Genomic DNA, 17,780 nt, shown 5'->3' on the forward strand with positions numbered 1-17,780 from the left:
CGCAAACCCATCAACCCCCTCCCGTACGCGGGAGGGGTTAGAGGGCATTCACCTTATGTCTCCAAATAGCGCCGCTCATGCTCGCGGACCTTGCCGGTTTCGAGCAGCCGCGCCTGCGTGCGCCATTCCTCGCGCGCGATCGTTCCCGGTTCCCGCCCCAGCCGTGCCTCCAACGCCGCTTGCTGCTCGTCACTGATCGCGCCAAGCTGGTCATAACGATGATAGCCCGCCTCATGCAGTGCGGCCGCATCTGCCGCTGAAATCCCTCTGACCCGTGTCAGATCATCCCGATCAGAGCGATCATGCCCAACGCCGGGAGGAACAGCCGCCACCCGCGCATCCCGTTCCTTTAACGTCTGCCGGTGCGCGATCTGCTCGTCCCGCCACAGCCGCCTATATTTGCCGCGTCCGCTCATCATCAGGCCCAGCACAAGTCCAACGAGCAGTGCGATGACCAGCAATATGATTTCGTTCAAAGTGAAAGCCATGCCTCGCCTCCTTCCCCCGATCCGCAACGAGCAAATGCCGGGAAAAGTTGCGCCTGCGAAACTGCGACGGCAGCCCCGTAAAAAAAGTGAAAAAGGGGCTTGCCCAATCATCCGCCCCCCTCTATCTGCCGCTCCACAACGCGCCCGTAGCTCAGCTGGATAGAGCATCAGACTACGAATCTGAGGGTCGGACGTTCGAATCGTTCCGGGCGCGCCATTTTCTTTTCCCAAGAAAATCAGCAGCATGTAAGATGATCATAGGTGATTGTCTTAGCTGTTGAGGCGCGACTGTGCCGGTCGGAAGTCCAACAAATATCGGCCCGTTAGTAACAGGGGAAGCCACCCGGCTGAACGGTGGGCGAGCTTGTCGGCAAGCCGCATCATTTCCCACAGCAACCCGTCCGCGTCAGCGTTTCGTCGCCATCTCGATCATCGCATCGATGTCAGCATGCAGCTCCAACTGCCCGGCAATGTCATCGAGCGCCTGTTCCACCGACGCGGCATAATCCACCGCTCCGGATTTCACGCCCAACGACGCCAGCAACCCAGCACGCGCTTCCGTGCTGGCAAAGAAGCCGTGCACATAGGTGCCGCAAACGCGGCCGTCCGCACTGACAGCACCATCCGTCCGGCCATCGGCCAGCCGCGCCAAATGCCGCGCGCGATCGGGGCCGTCGGTCAGGCCGACATGCATCTCATATCCTGTGAAGCTCTGCCCCCACGCCGTGCCCGCCACCCGCTCCAGCGACTTATCGCCCGTCAACCGTGTGTCCACATCAAGCAGGCCTAGCCCCTCGATCCTTTCCGGTTCCCCCTCGATGCCGTCAGGATCTGAGATGCTGCGGCCAAGCATCTGATACCCTCCGCAAATGCCCAAAATGGGCCTGCCGCGCCGATGGTGCGACAGGATGTCGATGTCCCATCCCTCCGCCCGCAATGCGCGCAGGTCGGCGATGGTTGCCTTCGAACCCGGCAGAATGATCAGGCTGGCCTCGGCGGGGATCGGTTGCCCCGGCGGCACCATGACAAGCTCCACGTCAGGCTCGAGCTTGAACGGATCGAGATCATCGAAATTCGCGATGCGGGGCAGGACAGGGCAGGCAATCACCGTCCCCCTGGCGCCACGATCGATATTCCTCTCCAGCACCACGGCGTCTTCGCTGGGCAACCTGGCAGTGGCCGATAGCCAGGGGATCACGCCAAAGCCTCGCCAGCCTGACAATTGCTCAATCTGGCGATAGCCATCCTCGAACAGCGCGGGATCACCACGGAACTTGTTGATCAGGAACCCTCGGATCATCGCCGCATCCGCCGGATCGATAATGGCCTTGGTGCCTGCGATCGCGGCAATGACGCCGCCACGATCTATGTCGCCGACCAGGATGACAGGCACATCCGCGGCCCGCGCGAAGCCCATGTTCGCGATATCACCGGCCCGCAAATTGATTTCGGCGGGCGATCCGGCGCCCTCGACCACGACGATGTCGCATTGCTGCCGCAGCCGCTCGTAGCTCTCCATCACCGCGCCCAGCAGCTCGGCTCGCGCCGTCCGGAAATTCCCAGCGACCAGCGTGCCGCGGACCTTGCCATGCACGACCAGTTGCGACGTCCGGTCAGCCTGCGGTTTCAGCAGCACCGGGTTCATGTCGCTATGCGGTTCCATCCCGGCCGCCAGCGCCTGGAGCGCTTGGGCCCTGCCGATCTCTCCGCCATCGGCCGTGACGGCTGCATTATTGGACATGTTCTGCGGCTTGAAAGGACGCACGCTGTAACCACGGCGCACCAGCGCGCGGCACAGCCCCGCAACGAGCACCGACTTGCCGACGTCGGATCCTGTTCCCTGAAGCATGATCGCGGCCATGGAGCGCTCCTGCATGCGGCTCCGCTCCCGGTCAACCGCCGCCTTGCCCCGAAACGCCGTTCAGTAGGTCAGGCGCCGCCGCATCTCGACGGCATCGATGATCATCCCGCCGGCCATGAATACCGATCCGGTGCATGCCAGGGCAAGCAATTGGCCGCCGAAACCTGGATATTGCCCCATATAGACGATGCCGCGCTCCGTAGCGCCCAGTGCAAGCGCATAGATGACCAGAAACGCCTCGAACTTCGTCTTGATCGTGAAAAGGCGCTTGATTCGGTTCATCATTCCACTCGAGCTGCGACTAGCTCTAAGGAATTAAGTCGCCCGAAAGTTGCAAATGGTCAACAAGCATTAACCACGATTGTTCGATCTGCGCGATCAGGCGGGTGTCGGCGAGATCAGTGGCGATGATCTCCTCAGGCCAACTACGCTCGACAATGTTCGCGATGGCGTCGAGCTTTGCTTCGTTCACCAGAAACCGTGGATCGATATTCGCCGGGTCCGCGACGACCCTCAGCCGCAGGCAAGCTGGTCCTCCGCCATTGGCCATGGATTGGCGCACGTCGACGGGGATCAGCTCCCGAATAGGACCATTGCCCGCGACCAGATTTTCCAGCCATGCCCAGACGCTCCTGATGGCCTTTGCTTCAGCGGGCAGGACCAGAGCCATACCGCCATGGGGCATCGTGACTAGCTGCGCGTTGAAAAGATAGCTTTGGATGGCGTCGGTCAGGCTTATCGCCCGTGCTGGCACTTCGATGATCTGCACCGCCGGGAGGAGCGCCCGCAACTGCGTGTAGAAGCGGTCCTTGTCCGCAAAGGCTTGCTCATGGGCGAACAGCAGGCCTTCATTGGCGACTGCTACGACGTCATTATGGAATGCGCCGGCCGCGATCGCCTCTTGCGACTGCATCACGAACAATGTGCGCGCAGGATCAAGGCCGTGCAGCCGCGCTACCGCCTTGCTGGCTTCGACATGCTGGCGCGCAGGATAGGGACCACCCGATTGGCCATAGACGAATATTTCGACGCCTTGATCCGAATGCCGGTCACACAGCCGCATATGGTTGGCGGCGCCCTCGTCGCCAAAAGGCGCGGGGATCGGCGGATGCACCGCGAATGCGGACCTGTCGGAAAAGGCGACCTGCAATTGGGTGAGCGTCTGCTGCCACTCATGGCTGCGATGGGGCATGGTCACCAGATTGGCGACCGTCAAATGGGTACGCCCGTCTGCCGTGTCCGGCCCCGGCGACACCGTGGCGGCATTGGCTGCCCACATTGACGACGCGGACATGGCGGCCGCCCGGATATGGGGCTCTGCTTCGCTGATGTTCGTGCCCAGTGCGTTCAGCCAGCGACCGTCCGGCCGCCATTGCGGTACGAAAATGCCTTGGGTCAGGCCGAGGCGAAGGTTCGTGCGCATCTTCTCGATGCCTTGCAGGGCGGCTGCGCGGGGGTAGGATGCCGCTCCTGCATTGTTGGCCGAAGCGAGATTGCCATGGCTCAGGCCCGCATAATTGTGGCTCGGGCCGATCAAGCCGTCGAAGTTGATCTCCCTGACGCTCATGCGCGCGGCACCATCGTGAATGACTGCCCCGGCTCGATCGCCAGCCGTTCAGCGCTTTCCCGGTCGAGTGATACGCCCTCGTTGCTGGCGCGTTTGACGAGGCCGTAGGTGCAGCGAAACTCGGCGCGCTGACCGCAAGCGATCAAATGCTTTTCGCCGCCCCCGTCATGGACCGAACCAAGTGTCACATCCTGCGCATGGGCGATGGTTTGCAGCGAGTTGATCTGTCCGACCATCGTCGGCCCGCCGTCGAAAATGTCGATATAGCCCGGATTGGTGAAGCCCTCAGTCTCCAGCATTCGCATTGCCGCGCGGCCATTGGGATGGGGGAGGCCGATGACGGCGCGGGCGCTGTCATTCAGCATGGCGATGTAGATGGGCGTCTTGGGCATCAGGTCCGCGATGAACTGATTGCCGTGGATGGCATTGAACTCGTCGGCTTCCTGAAAGGTCATGCCGAAAAAGCGCCCGGCCAGGCCGTCCCAAAATGGTGAGCCGCCCGCTTCATCGATCACGCCACGCAGCTCCGCGATCACTCGTTCTCCGAAGCGCTCGCGATGATTGCGGATGTAGAGATAACGGCTGCGGGCGAGGAGGAGGCCCAGGCCTTCTGCGCGCTCTCGCGGATGCAGGAACAGGCCGCCTACTTCCGTCGATCCCTCCAAGTCGGTCACGAGCGAGAGCATCTCCGCCCGGAACGTACGCGAAAGCTCGCGGCTATGCTGGGTCAGGACGCCCAGGCGGTAGGAATAAAAGGGCCAGCTTTGCCCAACCTTGCTGAAAATCTGGCAGGTGCCCCGAACTTGCCCTGTAGTGCAGTTTTCGAGAACCATGAGAATGAGTTCGTCTTCAACCTCCCCACCCTCGCGAGCAAGAGCCAGTTCAGTCCGGACCAGCTTCTCTTCCAACGCCTTCCGGTCAGCGGGCAGGTTCGTAAATCCTCCCCCCGTTTGTTTCGCTAATTCATACAGGGTTTGCAGATCATCCGCCCGCGCCGTCCGCATGACAAAGCTCAAGCCATCACCTCCACCGCCAGGGCTCGATCAGGAAAGGACAGCGCCCTCATGCACCGGAGCTTATCAAACGAAGCTGACTGCCTCCAGCCTCGCGGTGGCTTTTAGATGAGCGCTTTAAATTCCTGCAGAATGTCCCGGTAGAGCTTGCGCTTGAAAGGAACTATCACGTCGGGAAGCGCTTCCGGCTCGATCCATTTCCATTCCGAAAATTCCGGGTCAGCGGTAGCGATATCGATGTCGCCATCAGTGCCGAGAAAGCGTGCCAGGAACCACGTCTGCCTCTGTCCGCGGAACTTGCCGCCCCACAGCTTCCCGATGAGTTCAGGCGGCAGGTCGTAAAGATGTTCGTCCCGCGCCTTCGCGATGATCTCGACATGATCCGGCCTGATCCCCGTTTCTTCGCCAAGTTCACGAAGCGCGGCTGCTTTTTCTTCTTCCCCGTGATCGATCCCACCTTGCGGCATTTGCCAGGCTTCCACCTGGCTATCTATCCGCTGGCCGACAAAAACCTTGCCGTCCATGTTGACGAGCATCACGCCTACACAAGGCCGATATCCGAGTTCCGAATCATTTGGCACTGACGCCATATTGTCCCCTGATCAATGTCCTCGCCGCTAACCCTGGGTCGCAGCTTTCTACATTGCCAAGATAAGCGGCCGACCTGCGCCCGTCCATGAGCTAAAAAATACAGTGCCGTATCTGGACAGCTTTTCGCGCCGAAATGGTCGAGGGGTTGGAAGCCTCGCGCAGCAATGGCAAAGCTGGCATATGTCCGATCCCGTCATCCTGTGGTTCCGCCAGGACCTCCGCCTCTCCGATCAAGCTGCCTTGGCGCAGGCGGCCAGCGAAGGACCCGTTATCCCGGTCTACATTCTGGACGATGCAACGCCCAAGCAGTGGAAAATGGGAAGCGCGCAACGATGGTGGCTCCACCATAGCCTCAGATCACTGGATGATAGCCTTCGCCGCAAGGGATCCCGTCTTATCTTGCGCAGAGGGAAGAGCGTAGAGGAACTGCAGCGGCTAAGCCGGGAGACGGGCGCTAAACGGGTGCATGCGCTGGCGCACTATGAACCATGGTGGCGCAATGCGGAGAAGGCAGTAGCCCGCGATCTCGACCTTCAATTGCATGAAGGCATGCTACTGCTCCCGCCCGGCAGCGTCCGCACATCTGGTGGAAGGCCCTATCAGATATACACGCCTTTTGCCCGCGCCGCGATGCAGCATATGCCGCCTGCGATCGCCAGTCCGGCCCCTGCTGAGATCGCTTCTCCCCATAAGTGGCCTAAAAGTGAGTCCCTCGACGATTGGGACTTGCTTCCCAGCAAACCTGATTGGGCTGTCCATTTCTCTGACGACTGGTCGCCTGGGGAAGCCGGCGCCCGCCAGAATGTTGCGTCGTTCATGGATGAAGCTGACGAGTATGACACGGCACGCAATCTTCCCTCGATCGAAGGCACATCCCGACTTTCCCCCCACCTGCATTTCGGCGAGGTTTCGCCCGCTTATGTGTGGCACCGCATCGGTGATGCAGCCACGGATGCCACAACCTTCCTCAAGGAACTGCTTTGGCGCGATTATGCGCATACCCAAATTTGGGCATTCCCAGCCTATGGATCAAAGAATGCTCGTGCCGGTTTCGACCGGATGCCATGGCGGGATTTGCGCGAAGCAGGCTCCGATTTGGCGGCGTGGAAACAAGGGCGGACAGGCTATCCGATAGTGGATGCCGGAATGCGGCAGCTTTGGACGACCGGATGGATGCACAACCGAGTCCGCATGATCGCCGCGAGCTTTCTCATCAAACATCTTCTGATCGATTGGCGGCACGGGGCTCAATGGTTTTGGGGTACCCTCGTTGACGCGAGCTATGCGAACAACAGCGTGAACTGGCAATGGGTGGCTGGGAGCGGTGTTGACGCAAACCTGTTTTCACGGATCATGGCGCCATTGACGCAGTCTCCAAAACTCGAGGCGGCGGACTATATCAGGAGGTGGGTGCCTGAACTGGTGCATCTGGATGACAAGGCAGTTCATGATCCTGACGCCTTTGAAGCAAGACCGCGATCCTATCCTCCCAAACGCGTAGGGCATCGCGAGGCGCGGGAACGTGCGCTTGCCGCATATCGGCGCAGCAGGGCGTGACGACAGTATCCATGAGCGAGCGGCAGAGGTGAGGGTATGAACGCAATCGATCCCAAGCGTGGCAGGCGCGCGTCAGCCGTGCGACGATTGCCTGAGGATGAACCGAGCCGTTGGCTGGAGCGCCTGACTGCACCCCACTTCCACCGCCTTCTGGACCGCATCGATTCGGGACTTGAGAAGGGCAAACTCGAAGCGACACTGCCCGATGGCACGATCAGGATGTTGGGCGGGCGGGCGGCAGGGCCCGCGTGCGAAGTCAGGTTGGTCCGCTGGCGTGCTCTACTGCGGCTGATCGCTGGTGGGTCGGCGGGTTGGTACAGGGCGTGGGCTGCAGGTGAGTGGAGCAGTCCCGATCCGGTTCCGCTGTTCGAACTGTTCATGGCGAATGCCATGACCTTGGGCAATGTGGCGCGCCCGAACGGCCCAGGACGATGGTTTGCGGCGCTTGCGCATCACCTGAGGCGCAATAATCGGCGGGGATCGCGTCGCAACATCGCTTATCATTATGACCTGGGGAACGATTTCTACGGCCTCTGGCTGGACCGCAACATGCATTATTCGAGCGCGTTGTTTTGCGATCCAGACGACCGGAGCGAAAGCCTGGAGCGCGCGCAGCAGCGCAAGGTGGACGCTATACTGGATCGGCTCCACCTCAAGCAGGGCAGTGCGCTGCTGGAGATCGGCTGCGGATGGGGAGGGCTTGCCGAGCAGGCAATGCAGCGCTGCGCCATCCGCTATGATGGGCTGACGCTATCGACCGAGCAAGCCGATTACGCGCGTGAACGGCTGGGTGCCGGAGCCAATATCCTCCTGCGTGACTATCGCGATGCCCAAGGTCAATATGACGCCATCGCCAGTGTGGAGATGGTGGAAGCCGTTGGCCAGGAATATTGGCCTGCCTATGTGAGTGCGATCAACAGGCTTCTGAAGCCCGGGGGGCGAGCCGCGGTCCAATATATTTTGATCGATGATGCCATTTTCGATCGATATGCCCGTGGAGCTGATTTCATTCAGACCTATATTTTCCCAGGCGGCATGTTGCTTTCCGAAAGCCGCTTCAGGGCTCTGGCGGAGGCCGAAGGGCTGGAATGGCGCGACGTTCACCATTTTGGCCAGCATTATGCGGAGACACTCAGGCGATGGCGCGAGCAATTCGATCGCACTGTCGATCGCGGCCTTCTACCCGCCAGCTTCGACCAGCACTTCGTGGCGCTTTGGCGCTATTACCTCATGTATTGTGAAGGCGGCTTCAGGAGCGGCACGATCGATGTCGCCCAGGTTACGCTGGTCAAGCCCGGCTGACGAATCAATCTATGCGCAGGTGATAACCGTTCGGCTGGTCCGACAGGACGAGGTCGGCGATCGCTTTGCCAACGACCTCCGGTTCTTTCACCGTTGCCGGATCTTCCCCTGGATAGGCTCTGGCCCGCATGGCGGTCCGCGTTGCTCCGGGGTCAACGATATGGGCGCGGATCGCGGAAATATTCTTCACTTCCTCGCCATAGGCGCTGACGAGCGTTTCGAGCGCTGCCTTGGATGCGCCATAGGCCCCCCAATAGGCGCGGGGCGCACGTGCGACCGATGAGGTAATCGCAACGACGCGGGCATCAGCGCTAGCTCGAAGCATTTTGTCGAATGCCGCGATCAGGGCCTGCGGTGCCGCTATGTTCAAGGTGAGCTGCCGGGCAAATTCCTTGGTATCGATAGCGGGAACTGCGGCCAAGCTACCGAGCGTTGCGGCATTGAGCACCAGGACATCCAGAGCCTGCCACCGGCCAGATACCGCTTGCGCCAGTCGTCCGATGCTCTCTCCATCTATAAGGTCAAGTGGCGCGATGGTCGCGCTGCCGCCGACGCCGTGAATATATTCTTCCACCTCCTCAAGCCCGCCAGCGGTTCTGGCCGTCAGAATGACGTGAGCACCGGCAGCGCCCAACGCCTTGGCGGTGGCAGCGCCGATCCCGCGGCTCGCGCCGGTTACCAGGGCAAGCTTACCGGAAAGAGGAAGAGTGGACATGAGGTATCCTGTTCGCCCTTCTGAGTGAAAGGCCGTTCATTGAAAAGGGAATGGCTGCTCAGGCCGAGCAGCCATCCAGATTTGCTTTAGTGATCAGACAACCCGCTCGGCGAGCAGTTCAAGCTGGTTCTGCACCACGGCATCATCCTGATCGGTGAGTGTGGTGGGATAATCGCCGGTAAAGCAGGCGTCGCAATATTGCGGCCGGATGTCCGCCCGCTTTGCCTCGCCCAGCGCTTTGTAGAGCCCGTCAATCGAGATAAAGGACAGGCTGTCGGCATGGATGAAATCCTGCATTCCGCCGATATCCAGACGATGCGCCAACAGCTTGGTGCGCTCGGGCGTGTCGACGCCATAGAAGCAGCTATGCTTCGTCGGCGGACTGGCAATGCGCATGTGCACTTCCTTGGCCCCAGCTTCGCGCATCATTTGTACGATCTTGAGGCTGGTGGTCCCACGAACGATCGAGTCGTCGATGAGAACGATGCGCTTGCCCTGGATCAGCGCGCGATTCGCATTATGCTTGAGCTTGACACCAAGGTGCCGAACCTTGTCCCCCGGCTGGATGAATGTACGTCCGATATAGTGCGAGCGGATGATGCCAAGCTCAAACGGGAGGCCGGATTGTTGGGCATAGCCGATCGCTGCAGGCACGCCGCTGTCGGGCACGGGGATGACCAGGTCGGCATCGACCGGGTTCTCGATCGCCAGTTGAGCGCCGATGGCTTTGCGAACCGAATAGACGCTCGACCCATCAACGATAGAATCGGGGCGGCTGAAATACACATGTTCGAAGATGCAGGGGCGGGGGTGTACGTCGCCGAACGGGCGGTGGCTCCGGACCTCACCATCATGTGTAACGATGACAAGCTCGCCAGGATCGATAGAGCGGACATGTTCAGCACCGACGACATCGAATGCGACGGTTTCAGACGCGAAGATCGTGGCGTCACCCAGCTTTCCCATCACCAGGGGCCGGATACCAAGCGGATCGCGACATGCGATCATGCCTTCAGGCGTCGTCACGATTAGTGAATAAGCACCCTCGATCTGCTTCAGCGCGTCGATGAACTTGTCGAGCAGCGTCCGGTAGGTCGAGGTTGCGACCAGATGGATGATCACCTCGGTATCGGAAGTCGACTGGAAGATGGAGCCGCGCCGGATCAATTCGCGCCGCAGCTTCATGGCATTGGAGATATTGCCGTTATGTGCGACGGCAAAGCCACCGGAATTAAGCTCTGCATAAAGCGGCTGCACATTGCGGAGCGAGGTTTCGCCCGTCGTCGAATAGCGGACATGGCCAGATGCGGTATTGCCCGGCAAGGCGCGAATCACTTCATCACGGTCGAAATTGCCCGCCACATGGCCCATCGCCCGGTGGGTGTGGAAATCATGGCCATCCCAACTGGTGATGCCAGCAGCTTCCTGACCGCGATGTTGCAATGCGTGGAGTCCAAGTGCGACGATCGCCGAAGCGGTCTCCGCCTGGATGACTCCGAAGATGCCGCATTCTTCACGCAGCTTGTCGTCGTCGAACGGGTTTGTCGTAAACATGGGTGCGAGCGGGTCCATAGCCGATGCCGTGCGCCTCAAAGGGCTGCTTCGCGCGCATATAGTGGCTCGATCCTGATTTGTCGCCTGTTTGAAACAAAAAAGGCTGTCGAGCGGCGAAGATGGGAAAGTTTCCTGGGTGGTCGCGGACAGAAAAGCGCTACTGGCTTTGCGCGTAAGGCAGAGCTAAAGAGCCTCTCCAAATGCACCGTTTTGCCAATCCTGCCCGCTTCCTGAAGATCGCGCGGCCGCTGACCGCCTGGCTGTTCTGGCCTGGGCTGATACTGCTTTTGGCAGGTGCGGGTTGCGGTCTTCTTGTTACCCCGGCTGATTATCTGCAGGGCGAAACGGTAAGGATTCTTTATATTCATGTGCCTGCCGCATGGCTGGGAATGGCGGGATGGACCGGGATCGCGATATCCGCGCTGATGCAGCTTATATGGCGGCATCCGCTTGCAGCTGTTGCGGGGCGGGCCATTGCAGTTCCAGGCGCATTATTTACCGCGATCTGCCTCGTCACGGGATCTATCTGGGGCCGTCCCACCTGGGGAACGTGGTGGGAATGGGACGGTCGGATGACCTCCATGCTGGTGCTCTTCTTCCTCTATCTGGGATATATAGCGCTGGCCAATGCAAGTGCGCGGCAGGATCAGGGTGGCGTCAGTCCAGTGACGGCAATCTTCGGTCTTGTCGGGGCCGTGAATATCCCCATCATCAATCGCTCGGTCGTGTGGTGGAACAGCCTGCATCAGGGCCCCAGCATCACGCTGCGAGGATCAAGCATCGACCTGTCGCTTCTCTGGCCACTTGGCTTCACGCTCACGGGATTTTCCCTCCTGTTCGGGGCAATCGTGCTGATGCGGATGCGGACCATATTGGCGCGTAACAAGGTTGAGGCGCGCATGCAGCGGCTGGCGCGGGGGTAATCGACATGGATCAGTGGGCTTTTGTCGCCGGCGCCTACGCGCTGACCTTTTTGGGCACGCTCGTCCTGTGCCTTTCCTGCTGGCGCTCCATGCGCGACGCGGAGGCAGCGGCGCAGAAATTGACGGACAGGTCATGAAAGCGAAGCACCAACGCCTCGTCCTTGCGCTGGTCGCGCTCTTCGCCTTGATCGGTGCGGGCTTGCTCGCTGCCTCTGCGCTCCGCGACGAAGCCGCCTATTTCTATGCGCCCGCCGACGTTCGCGCGAAAGGTGTAGAAGAGGGCAAAGCCATTCGTCTCGGCGGCATGGTGGTCAACGGCAGCCTCAAGCGGGCGGCAGACGGCGTAAGCCTGCATTTTGACGTGACCGACGGGAAGGCGACTGTTCCTGCGGTATTCAAGGGTATTGCGCCTGATCTTTTCAAGGAAGGGTCTGGTGTAGTTGCGGAAGGGGCGTTTGATGGCGCGGGCACCTTCGTTGCCACGAACCTGCTGGCGAAGCATGACGAACGTTACATGCCTCGGGAGCTGGAAGGCCTGCAATATAACGAAACGACCCACGAGATGAAGGCGGGCCAGTGAGAGCGGCATTCATGACCATCGGGTCTCAGCCAGCGGTGAGGGCGGCATGATCGCAGAAGCAGGTCTCGTCGCGCTATGGCTGGCCGCAGCGCTCGCGTTTCTTCAATTAGGTCTGGTGGCTTTCGGACTGGCGGGAAAGAAAAGCGAACTGTTTGAGGCCGTGCGGCCGGTAGCGGTCGCCCAAGGGGCGCTGACCACCATCGCCTTCATCGCACTGATCGCGCTGTTCATGCGATCGGACATGTCCGTGTTGCTGGTCGCCAACAACAGCCATTCGATGAAGCCATGGCTGTACAAGTTCGCTGGAACATGGGGCAATCATGAAGGGTCCATGCTGCTCTGGGTCACCGTCATGGGCGTGGCTGGCGCTGCGGTGGCCTTGTTCGAACGAGCGCTACGGCGAGATACGCACATGGCGACACTCGGCGGACAGGCTGCGATCAGCCTTGGATTCTATGCATTTCTGCTTTTTGCTTCCAATCCTTTCGCGCGGATCAATCCGCCCGCGGCTGATGGTCAAGGGCTCAACCCGCTGTTGCAGGACCCTGGCCTCGCCTTCCATCCGCCTACCCTGTATCTCGGATATGTCGGGTTGTCGGTGGCTTTTTCCTTCGCGATCGGCGCGCTGCTGACGCGGCAGGTGGATGCATCCTTTGCGCGGGCGATGCGGCCGTGGGTTCTGGCTGCGTGGATACTCCTCACGCTCGGCATCACGGCTGGCAGCTATTGGGCCTATTATGAACTGGGCTGGGGCGGTTGGTGGTTTTGGGACCCTGTCGAGAACGCGTCGTTGATGCCGTGGCTGGCGGCGACAGCGCTTTTGCACAGCGTTACGGTGCTCGCCACGCGCGATGCGCTGCGCGCGTGGACGGTGATGTTGGCGGTTATCGCATTTTCGATGTCGATGGTCGGCACATTCCTTGTCCGTTCGGGCATCCTGACCAGTGTCCATGCCTTCGCGGTCGACCCTGAGCGCGGCAGCTTCATCTTGGTCCTGTTGGGAATTTACATCGGGGGAGCGCTCGCGCTCTTCGGATGGCGGGTGGGTGCGGTACGCGAGGGAGCGCCTTTTGAGCTTGTCAGCCGCGAGACCATGCTGGTGGTCAACAATCTGCTGCTCTCCGTCATCCTTGGTCTGGTGTTGATAGGGACGCTCTATCCACTTCTTACCGAAGCCTTTGGGCACAAGGTCTCGGTTGGTGCGCCCTATTTCGATCGGATAGCGGGACCCATCGCCCTGATCCTGATGATCGTCATGGCGGCAGGACCTTTGACTCGGTGGCGCCGGGACAATTTGGCTGAGGTTGGGCGGCGATTGATCGTCCCGGCCGTCATCGCCATGATCGCCTTTGCTGCTGTGGCTATACTGGCATGGGGCCGGATCGGCGTGCTGCCGTTCCTCGGGCTGGTCATTGCCCTGGCTGTCGCGGCGGGAAGTGTGGCCCCACTCTGGAAGCGTAATTTGCGGCGTACCCCTCTGTTCACCTGGGGAATGGTTGTTGCGCATTTGGGGTGTGCCGTCAGTCTTGCCGGCATGTCCTGCGATTCCGCTTTCACCGTGGAAAAGCTTGCGGCGGTTCGGCCCGGTGACGTGGTCGAAGCGGCGGGTTGGAAATTGCGTCTCACGCGGATCGTTCCGGTAGCAGGCGATAACTGGACTGCGTTGCAGGCTGACATGGAAGCGAGCCAGAATGGAGGTGCCCCCGTCATGCTGCATCCACAATCGCGCTTTTTCCCGTCACCTCCCACGACCACGACCGAGGCAGCGTTGCTGACGCGTTGGAATGGTCAGCTTTACGTCGTGCTAGGCCAGGAGGCCGACCAGGGACGCTGGCAACTTCGGGTTTGGTGGAAGCCGTTCGTCACGCTGATATGGTTCGGCGGTGCGCTAATCGCTTTAGGTGGCGCGTTGGCGCTGGTGGGACGTGAGCGTCGTGGCTGGCTTCTCAAATGGCGCGGCAAGGCGGGGGCCGCATGAGGAAGCTGCTGATCTGGCTGCCGCTGGCACTCTTTGCGGGATTTTTCATCCTTTTCGCCAGTGGTTTGTTGAAGCCTGACGACCGCGTCATCACGTCGAAGCAGGTGGGCAAGACCTTGCCCGACTTCACTCTGCCGCCAGCGGCGAGCGATCGGCCCGCGTTGATGAGCCGTGAGCTGGCAACGGGCAAACCGCGCCTGCTGAACATCTTCGCCAGTTGGTGTGTGCCCTGTGCCGCCGAGGCGCCCCAACTTCTCGCCTTGAAGCGGGCAGGGGTGGAGATCGATGCCATCGCAATCCGTGACGCTCGTGAGGATGTGGACCGGTTCCTGGCGCGCTATGGCAATCCTTATGCCCGGATCGGGCTCGACGCGCGCAGCAGCGTGCAGATCGCCTTGGGTTCATCCGGCGTTCCGGAAAGCTTCGTCATCGATGGAAAAGGCCGGATCGCCTATCAACATGTGGGCGACATACGGGCGGACGATATTCCCATGATCCTCCAGCAGTTGGAGGATGCCCGGTGAAGGCCCTGCTGACACTGTTCGCACTGCTGTTGAGCCCCCCGCTTCTCGCGCAGTCGGCGCTTCCTCCTGCTCCCTATGCGGACCGCCAGATCAGTGATCCTGCACTGGAGCGCAAGGCAAAGGCGTTGATGGAGACGATCCGCTGCCTCACCTGTCAAAGCCAGTCAATCGCAGACAGCAATGCAAGCATGGCTGGCGATATGCGGTCGCAGATCAGGGAAAGGATCATGGCCGGGGAAGAGCCCGAACATATTCGCCGCTGGCTGATCGAGCGATATGGTGATTGGGTGAGCTATGAGCCCACAGCTGATCCGGTTCTCTGGCCGCTTTGGGGCGCGCCATTATTGCTGATCGGTCTTGGTTTGCTGCTGTTGCGTGGCCGCATCAAACGGAAGGCACGGCGATGAACGGCTGGCTGATAGCGGCAGCTTTTGCATTCTGTCTCATGGCGTTGCTCATCGCGGTAGGACGCATTCCGCGCATGTCATGGGAGCTGACGGCTGCGGCTGTGCTGCTTGGGCTCGCCGGTTATGCTTGGCAAGGAAGCCCCGGATTGCCTGGGCGGCCGAAAATGGCATCGGCTTCCACGGACAGGGGGAAGTTTGACGAGCAACTCGCAGAGCGGCGCCGCGGAATGGCGGAGCGCTATGGCAAGGCTGGACAGTGGCTGATGTTGTCGGATGGCCTTGGCCGGCAAGGCAAGACCAAAGAGGCGGCAAATGTCCTGCTGGCGGGCCTGAAGCAGACGCCCGATGATCCCAATTTATGGCTGGGTCTTGGGAACGCGTTGATCGCTCATGCGGGTGGGGTGGTGTCGCCGAGCGCCGACTTTGCTTATCGTCGTGCGATGACGCTGGACCCGGACGCCCCTGCGCCACCTTATTTTTATGGCTTGGCCCTCGTTCGCGCCGGTCAGTTGCAGGCTGCAAAGGAACTGTGGGCGCCTTTGGCTGCTAGAGCTCCCGAAGGATCGGAAATCAAGGCGGAACTGGAACTCAGCATTGCGCGTATCGACGCAATGTTGGCAGCGGGAACGCCTGTCGCCCAGTGATATGGCGGTTCAATTGCGCTGGTCATGGAGGCGTGGTAGGGGGCGCCCCTTCTTAATGAATATTGGGAATTTTCCCGTACATCGCCTAGGCTTGAGTGTCGTATGAATATGACCATCTGGCGTTTCCTTCATGGCTGATCACATGGCGAGCGGCGTCGACCACTCCGGCGACGAATCGGCCGAAGAGCACGGGCACGCGCGTCAGAAGGCCACGCTGAAACTCGTCGTGGGTGCGGTCGGTATCGTGTTCGGCGACATCGGCACCAGCCCGCTGTATGCGTTCCGCGAAACGTTCGCTGGCCATCATCATCTGGCTCTCGATCCCGATCACATCCTGGGTGTCATCAGCCTGATGTTCTGGTCGATGATGCTGGTCGTAACGCTCAAATATGTAACGATCATCATGCGTGCCGACAATAAGGGCGAGGGGGGGAGTCTTGCCCTTCTTGCATTGATCAACGGGCAGACCAAAACGCAGCGTTGGTCTCGCGGAATCGTTTTGCTGGGCGTATTTGCAACCTCGCTTTTTTATGGCGATTCGATGATCACCCCGGCCGTATCGGTGCTGTCGGCCGTCGAAGGGCTGGCAGTTTACAACTCCCAGCTCGCGCCAGCGATCTTGCCGGCCGCTGTGGTCATATTGCTGGGGCTGTTCTGGATTCAGGGCTTGGGGACCAATCGGGTCGCTGCCTTTTTTGGTCCGATAATGCTCGTCTATTTCGTGACGATCGCGGCGTTGGGCGTGATCAGCATCATCAAGACGCCGGGTATTCTCTACGCCTTCAACCCCTATTGGGCGGTCATGTTTTTTCTGACCGATCCGCTACCGGCTTTCCTTGCCCTTGGCGCGGTCGTTCTCGCGGTCACGGGCGCGGAAGCGCTATACGCGGATATGGGCCATTTCGGACGCAGCCCGATCCGCGTGTCGTGGCTCTTCTTCGTGCTCCCGGCTTTGATGATGAACTATATGGGGCAGGGGGCTCTGCTGTTCCGCGAAGGTGCGGCGGCTCTGCACAGCCCCTTCTATCATCTTGCCCCTCAATGGGCACAGCTGCCGCTGGTCGGTCTTGCAACCCTGGCTGCCATCATCGCGAGCCAAGCGGTTATTTCCGGCGCGTTTTCGGTCACGCAACAGGCGATCCAGCTCGGCTTCATGCCGCGCCTGCGGATTGCGCATACCAGCGCCTCGACCGCCGGGCAGATCTACATCCCCATGATCAATTGGGGGCTGATGGTGATGGTGATCCTGCTTGTGCTGGTTTTCCAGACATCGTCCAATCTCACCGCCGCTTATGGCATCGCAGTCACTGGCGCGATGTTCATCGACAATCTGCTGCTGACCGTGCTGCTTTACCGGTTGTGGAAGTGGCGCTGGTATTATTCGGCACCACTGCTGGCAGTGTTCTTCATCGTTGACGGGGCGTATCTCGCAGCGAACTTCACCAAAGTGCCGGATGGCGGCTGGTTCCCGCTGCTGATCGGATTTGTGGTGTTCACGCTGCTGACGACCTGGTCGCGGGGCCGTCGGCTGGTGCAGGATCGGCTGCGCGAGGGCGCCATGCCTATCCCGGTGTTCGTGGCGTCGGCAGCAAACAGCGCCGTTCGCGTGCCGGGAACAGCGGTCTTCATGACATCGACGTCGAACGGAGTTCCGCATGCGCTTCTGCACAATTTGAAGCACAACAAGGTTTTGCATGAACGAGTCATCTTATTAACCGTGAAAATCAGGGACGTGCCGGTCGTGGAAGAGGATGGCCGGTGCAAGTTGGAGGACCTTGGGAAAGGCTTCTTCCGGCTCGTGTTGGAATATGGGTTCATGCAGGAGCCGGATGTTCCGGCGGCGCTCAAGAATGTTACGGGATGCGGGCAGGCATTTCGGATGATCGAAACCAGCTTCTTCCTCGCGCGGCAGACATTGTTGCCGTCCGCCAAGCCCGGAATGCCGCTGTGGCGAGAGAAGATTTTTGCCTGGATGCTGCGCAACGCTGAAAGCGCGATGGAATTTTTCCGCTTGCCGACCAACCGCGTCGTCGAATTGGGCAGCCAAGTAGAGATATAGACGCAGAAAAGGGCGCG

17 protein-coding genes and 1 tRNA gene are annotated in these 17,780 nt (G+C 60.3%); 10 read left to right on the plus strand and 8 right to left on the minus strand.

Annotation, left to right across the window (positions count from 1 at the left end; genetic code table 11):
• Nucleotides 1-53: 53 nt before the first annotated feature.
• A complete protein-coding gene (locus ACYU8T_RS04690) occupies nucleotides 54-488 on the minus strand; it encodes a hypothetical protein (protein WP_461158666.1) in 435 nt (144 codons plus the stop codon).
• A gap of 140 nt (nucleotides 489-628) precedes the next feature.
• Between ACYU8T_RS04690 and ACYU8T_RS04695 the strand changes: the two genes are divergently transcribed.
• Nucleotides 629-705: transfer RNA gene (locus ACYU8T_RS04695), tRNA-Arg, on the plus strand.
• Nucleotides 706-894: 189 nt separating this feature from the next.
• Here the strand turns inward: ACYU8T_RS04695 and ACYU8T_RS04700 are convergent.
• The 5 genes from ACYU8T_RS04700 to ACYU8T_RS04720 all read right to left on the minus strand — a co-directional run bounded on the left by ACYU8T_RS04700 (nucleotide 895) and on the right by ACYU8T_RS04720 (nucleotide 5,519).
• Nucleotides 895-2,349 carry a cobyric acid synthase gene (locus ACYU8T_RS04700; protein WP_461158667.1) on the minus strand — a complete coding sequence of 485 codons (1,455 nt, stop codon included), beginning with the start codon at nucleotides 2,347-2,349 and terminating at the stop codon, nucleotides 895-897.
• A 60-nt stretch (nucleotides 2,350-2,409) separates the two neighbouring features.
• A complete protein-coding gene (locus ACYU8T_RS04705; RefSeq protein WP_097092760.1) occupies nucleotides 2,410-2,631 on the minus strand; it encodes a hypothetical protein in 222 nt (73 codons plus the stop codon).
• A gap of 25 nt (nucleotides 2,632-2,656) precedes the next feature.
• Complete coding sequence (locus tag ACYU8T_RS04710) at nucleotides 2,657-3,916, minus strand: N-succinylarginine dihydrolase (protein WP_201513786.1); 1,260 nt, start codon at nucleotides 3,914-3,916, stop codon at nucleotides 2,657-2,659.
• Entirely contained in the window at nucleotides 3,913-4,932 is a 1,020-nt protein-coding gene (locus ACYU8T_RS04715; protein WP_461158668.1) for an arginine N-succinyltransferase, read from the minus strand. The genes ACYU8T_RS04710 and ACYU8T_RS04715 overlap by 4 nt, the downstream gene beginning before the upstream one ends.
• Before the next feature lie 101 nt (nucleotides 4,933-5,033).
• On the minus strand, nucleotides 5,034-5,519 hold the full coding sequence (locus tag ACYU8T_RS04720) for an RNA pyrophosphohydrolase (RefSeq protein WP_097091478.1): 486 nt from the start codon (nucleotides 5,517-5,519) through the stop codon (nucleotides 5,034-5,036).
• A 181-nt stretch (nucleotides 5,520-5,700) separates the two neighbouring features.
• On the opposite strand from ACYU8T_RS04720, the gene ACYU8T_RS04725 reads away from it, so the two are divergent.
• Together ACYU8T_RS04725 and ACYU8T_RS04730 are read left to right on the plus strand one after the other, a co-directional pair.
• On the plus strand, nucleotides 5,701-7,077 hold the full coding sequence (locus tag ACYU8T_RS04725; protein ID WP_461158669.1) for a cryptochrome/photolyase family protein: 1,377 nt from the start codon (nucleotides 5,701-5,703) through the stop codon (nucleotides 7,075-7,077).
• Between the two features lie 36 nt (nucleotides 7,078-7,113).
• Nucleotides 7,114-8,379: a class I SAM-dependent methyltransferase gene (locus ACYU8T_RS04730; RefSeq protein WP_461158670.1), complete on the plus strand. Its 1,266-nt coding sequence runs from the start codon at nucleotides 7,114-7,116 to the stop codon at nucleotides 8,377-8,379.
• A gap of 4 nt (nucleotides 8,380-8,383) precedes the next feature.
• Here ACYU8T_RS04730 and ACYU8T_RS04735 read toward each other — a convergent pair whose 3' ends face one another.
• Entirely contained in the window at nucleotides 8,384-9,094 is a 711-nt protein-coding gene (locus ACYU8T_RS04735) for an SDR family NAD(P)-dependent oxidoreductase (RefSeq protein ID WP_097091481.1), read from the minus strand.
• Nucleotides 9,095-9,187: 93 nt separating this feature from the next.
• On the minus strand, nucleotides 9,188-10,666 hold the full coding sequence (gene purF, locus ACYU8T_RS04740) for an amidophosphoribosyltransferase (protein WP_201513800.1): 1,479 nt from the start codon (nucleotides 10,664-10,666) through the stop codon (nucleotides 9,188-9,190).
• A gap of 182 nt (nucleotides 10,667-10,848) precedes the next feature.
• Here purF and ccmC point away from each other — a divergent pair, with 182 nt between their 5' ends.
• The 7 genes from ccmC to ACYU8T_RS04775 all read left to right on the plus strand — a co-directional run bounded on the left by ccmC (nucleotide 10,849) and on the right by ACYU8T_RS04775 (nucleotide 17,763).
• Nucleotides 10,849-11,571, plus strand: coding sequence for a heme ABC transporter permease CcmC (gene ccmC / locus ACYU8T_RS04745; protein WP_097091483.1), 723 nt, complete (start codon nucleotides 10,849-10,851; stop codon nucleotides 11,569-11,571).
• A 133-nt stretch (nucleotides 11,572-11,704) separates the two neighbouring features.
• Nucleotides 11,705-12,151, plus strand: coding sequence for a cytochrome c maturation protein CcmE (ccmE, locus tag ACYU8T_RS04750; protein WP_461158671.1), 447 nt, complete (start codon nucleotides 11,705-11,707; stop codon nucleotides 12,149-12,151).
• A 46-nt stretch (nucleotides 12,152-12,197) separates the two neighbouring features.
• On the plus strand, nucleotides 12,198-14,129 hold the full coding sequence (locus ACYU8T_RS04755) for a heme lyase CcmF/NrfE family subunit (RefSeq protein WP_461158672.1): 1,932 nt from the start codon (nucleotides 12,198-12,200) through the stop codon (nucleotides 14,127-14,129).
• Nucleotides 14,126-14,653: a redoxin family protein gene (locus ACYU8T_RS04760; RefSeq protein ID WP_461158673.1), complete on the plus strand. Its 528-nt coding sequence runs from the start codon at nucleotides 14,126-14,128 to the stop codon at nucleotides 14,651-14,653. The genes ACYU8T_RS04755 and ACYU8T_RS04760 overlap by 4 nt, the downstream gene beginning before the upstream one ends.
• Entirely contained in the window at nucleotides 14,650-15,060 is a 411-nt protein-coding gene (locus ACYU8T_RS04765) for a cytochrome c-type biogenesis protein (protein WP_201513813.1), read from the plus strand. Before ACYU8T_RS04760 ends, ACYU8T_RS04765 begins: the two co-directional genes overlap by 4 nt.
• On the plus strand, nucleotides 15,057-15,704 hold the full coding sequence (locus ACYU8T_RS04770) for a tetratricopeptide repeat protein (RefSeq protein WP_461158674.1): 648 nt from the start codon (nucleotides 15,057-15,059) through the stop codon (nucleotides 15,702-15,704). The genes ACYU8T_RS04765 and ACYU8T_RS04770 overlap by 4 nt, the downstream gene beginning before the upstream one ends.
• A gap of 130 nt (nucleotides 15,705-15,834) precedes the next feature.
• Nucleotides 15,835-17,763 carry a potassium transporter Kup gene (locus ACYU8T_RS04775; protein ID WP_201513817.1) on the plus strand — a complete coding sequence of 643 codons (1,929 nt, stop codon included), beginning with the start codon at nucleotides 15,835-15,837 and terminating at the stop codon, nucleotides 17,761-17,763.
• The last annotated feature ends 17 nt before the right edge of the window (nucleotides 17,764-17,780 follow it).

This window comes from Sphingobium sp. TomMM35A (assembly GCF_054771735.1).

Excerpts from the sequence above, each read along its gene's own strand:
- ACYU8T_RS04775 (WP_201513817.1), top strand. The coding sequence starts at position 15,835 with ATGGCTGATCACATGGCGAGCGGCGTCGACCACTCCGGCGACGAATCG.
- ccmC (WP_097091483.1), top strand. The coding sequence starts at position 10,849 with ATGCACCGTTTTGCCAATCCTGCCCGCTTCCTGAAGATCGCGCGGCCG.
- ACYU8T_RS04770 (WP_461158674.1), top strand. The coding sequence starts at position 15,057 with ATGAACGGCTGGCTGATAGCGGCAGCTTTTGCATTCTGTCTCATGGCG.
- ACYU8T_RS04755 (WP_461158672.1), top strand. The coding sequence starts at position 12,198 with ATGATCGCAGAAGCAGGTCTCGTCGCGCTATGGCTGGCCGCAGCGCTC.
- ACYU8T_RS04710 (WP_201513786.1), bottom strand. The coding sequence starts at position 3,916 with ATGAGCGTCAGGGAGATCAACTTCGACGGCTTGATCGGCCCGAGCCAC.
- ACYU8T_RS04700 (WP_461158667.1), bottom strand. The coding sequence starts at position 2,349 with ATGGCCGCGATCATGCTTCAGGGAACAGGATCCGACGTCGGCAAGTCG.
- ACYU8T_RS04760 (WP_461158673.1), top strand. The coding sequence starts at position 14,126 with ATGAGGAAGCTGCTGATCTGGCTGCCGCTGGCACTCTTTGCGGGATTT.
- ACYU8T_RS04720 (WP_097091478.1), bottom strand. The coding sequence starts at position 5,519 with ATGGCGTCAGTGCCAAATGATTCGGAACTCGGATATCGGCCTTGTGTA.
- ACYU8T_RS04690 (WP_461158666.1), bottom strand. The coding sequence starts at position 488 with ATGGCTTTCACTTTGAACGAAATCATATTGCTGGTCATCGCACTGCTC.
- ACYU8T_RS04705 (WP_097092760.1), bottom strand. The coding sequence starts at position 2,631 with ATGAACCGAATCAAGCGCCTTTTCACGATCAAGACGAAGTTCGAGGCG.
- ccmE (WP_461158671.1), top strand. The coding sequence starts at position 11,705 with ATGAAAGCGAAGCACCAACGCCTCGTCCTTGCGCTGGTCGCGCTCTTC.
- ACYU8T_RS04730 (WP_461158670.1), top strand. The coding sequence starts at position 7,114 with ATGAACGCAATCGATCCCAAGCGTGGCAGGCGCGCGTCAGCCGTGCGA.
- ACYU8T_RS04725 (WP_461158669.1), top strand. The coding sequence starts at position 5,701 with ATGTCCGATCCCGTCATCCTGTGGTTCCGCCAGGACCTCCGCCTCTCC.
- ACYU8T_RS04735 (WP_097091481.1), bottom strand. The coding sequence starts at position 9,094 with ATGTCCACTCTTCCTCTTTCCGGTAAGCTTGCCCTGGTAACCGGCGCG.
- purF (WP_201513800.1), bottom strand. The coding sequence starts at position 10,666 with ATGGACCCGCTCGCACCCATGTTTACGACAAACCCGTTCGACGACGAC.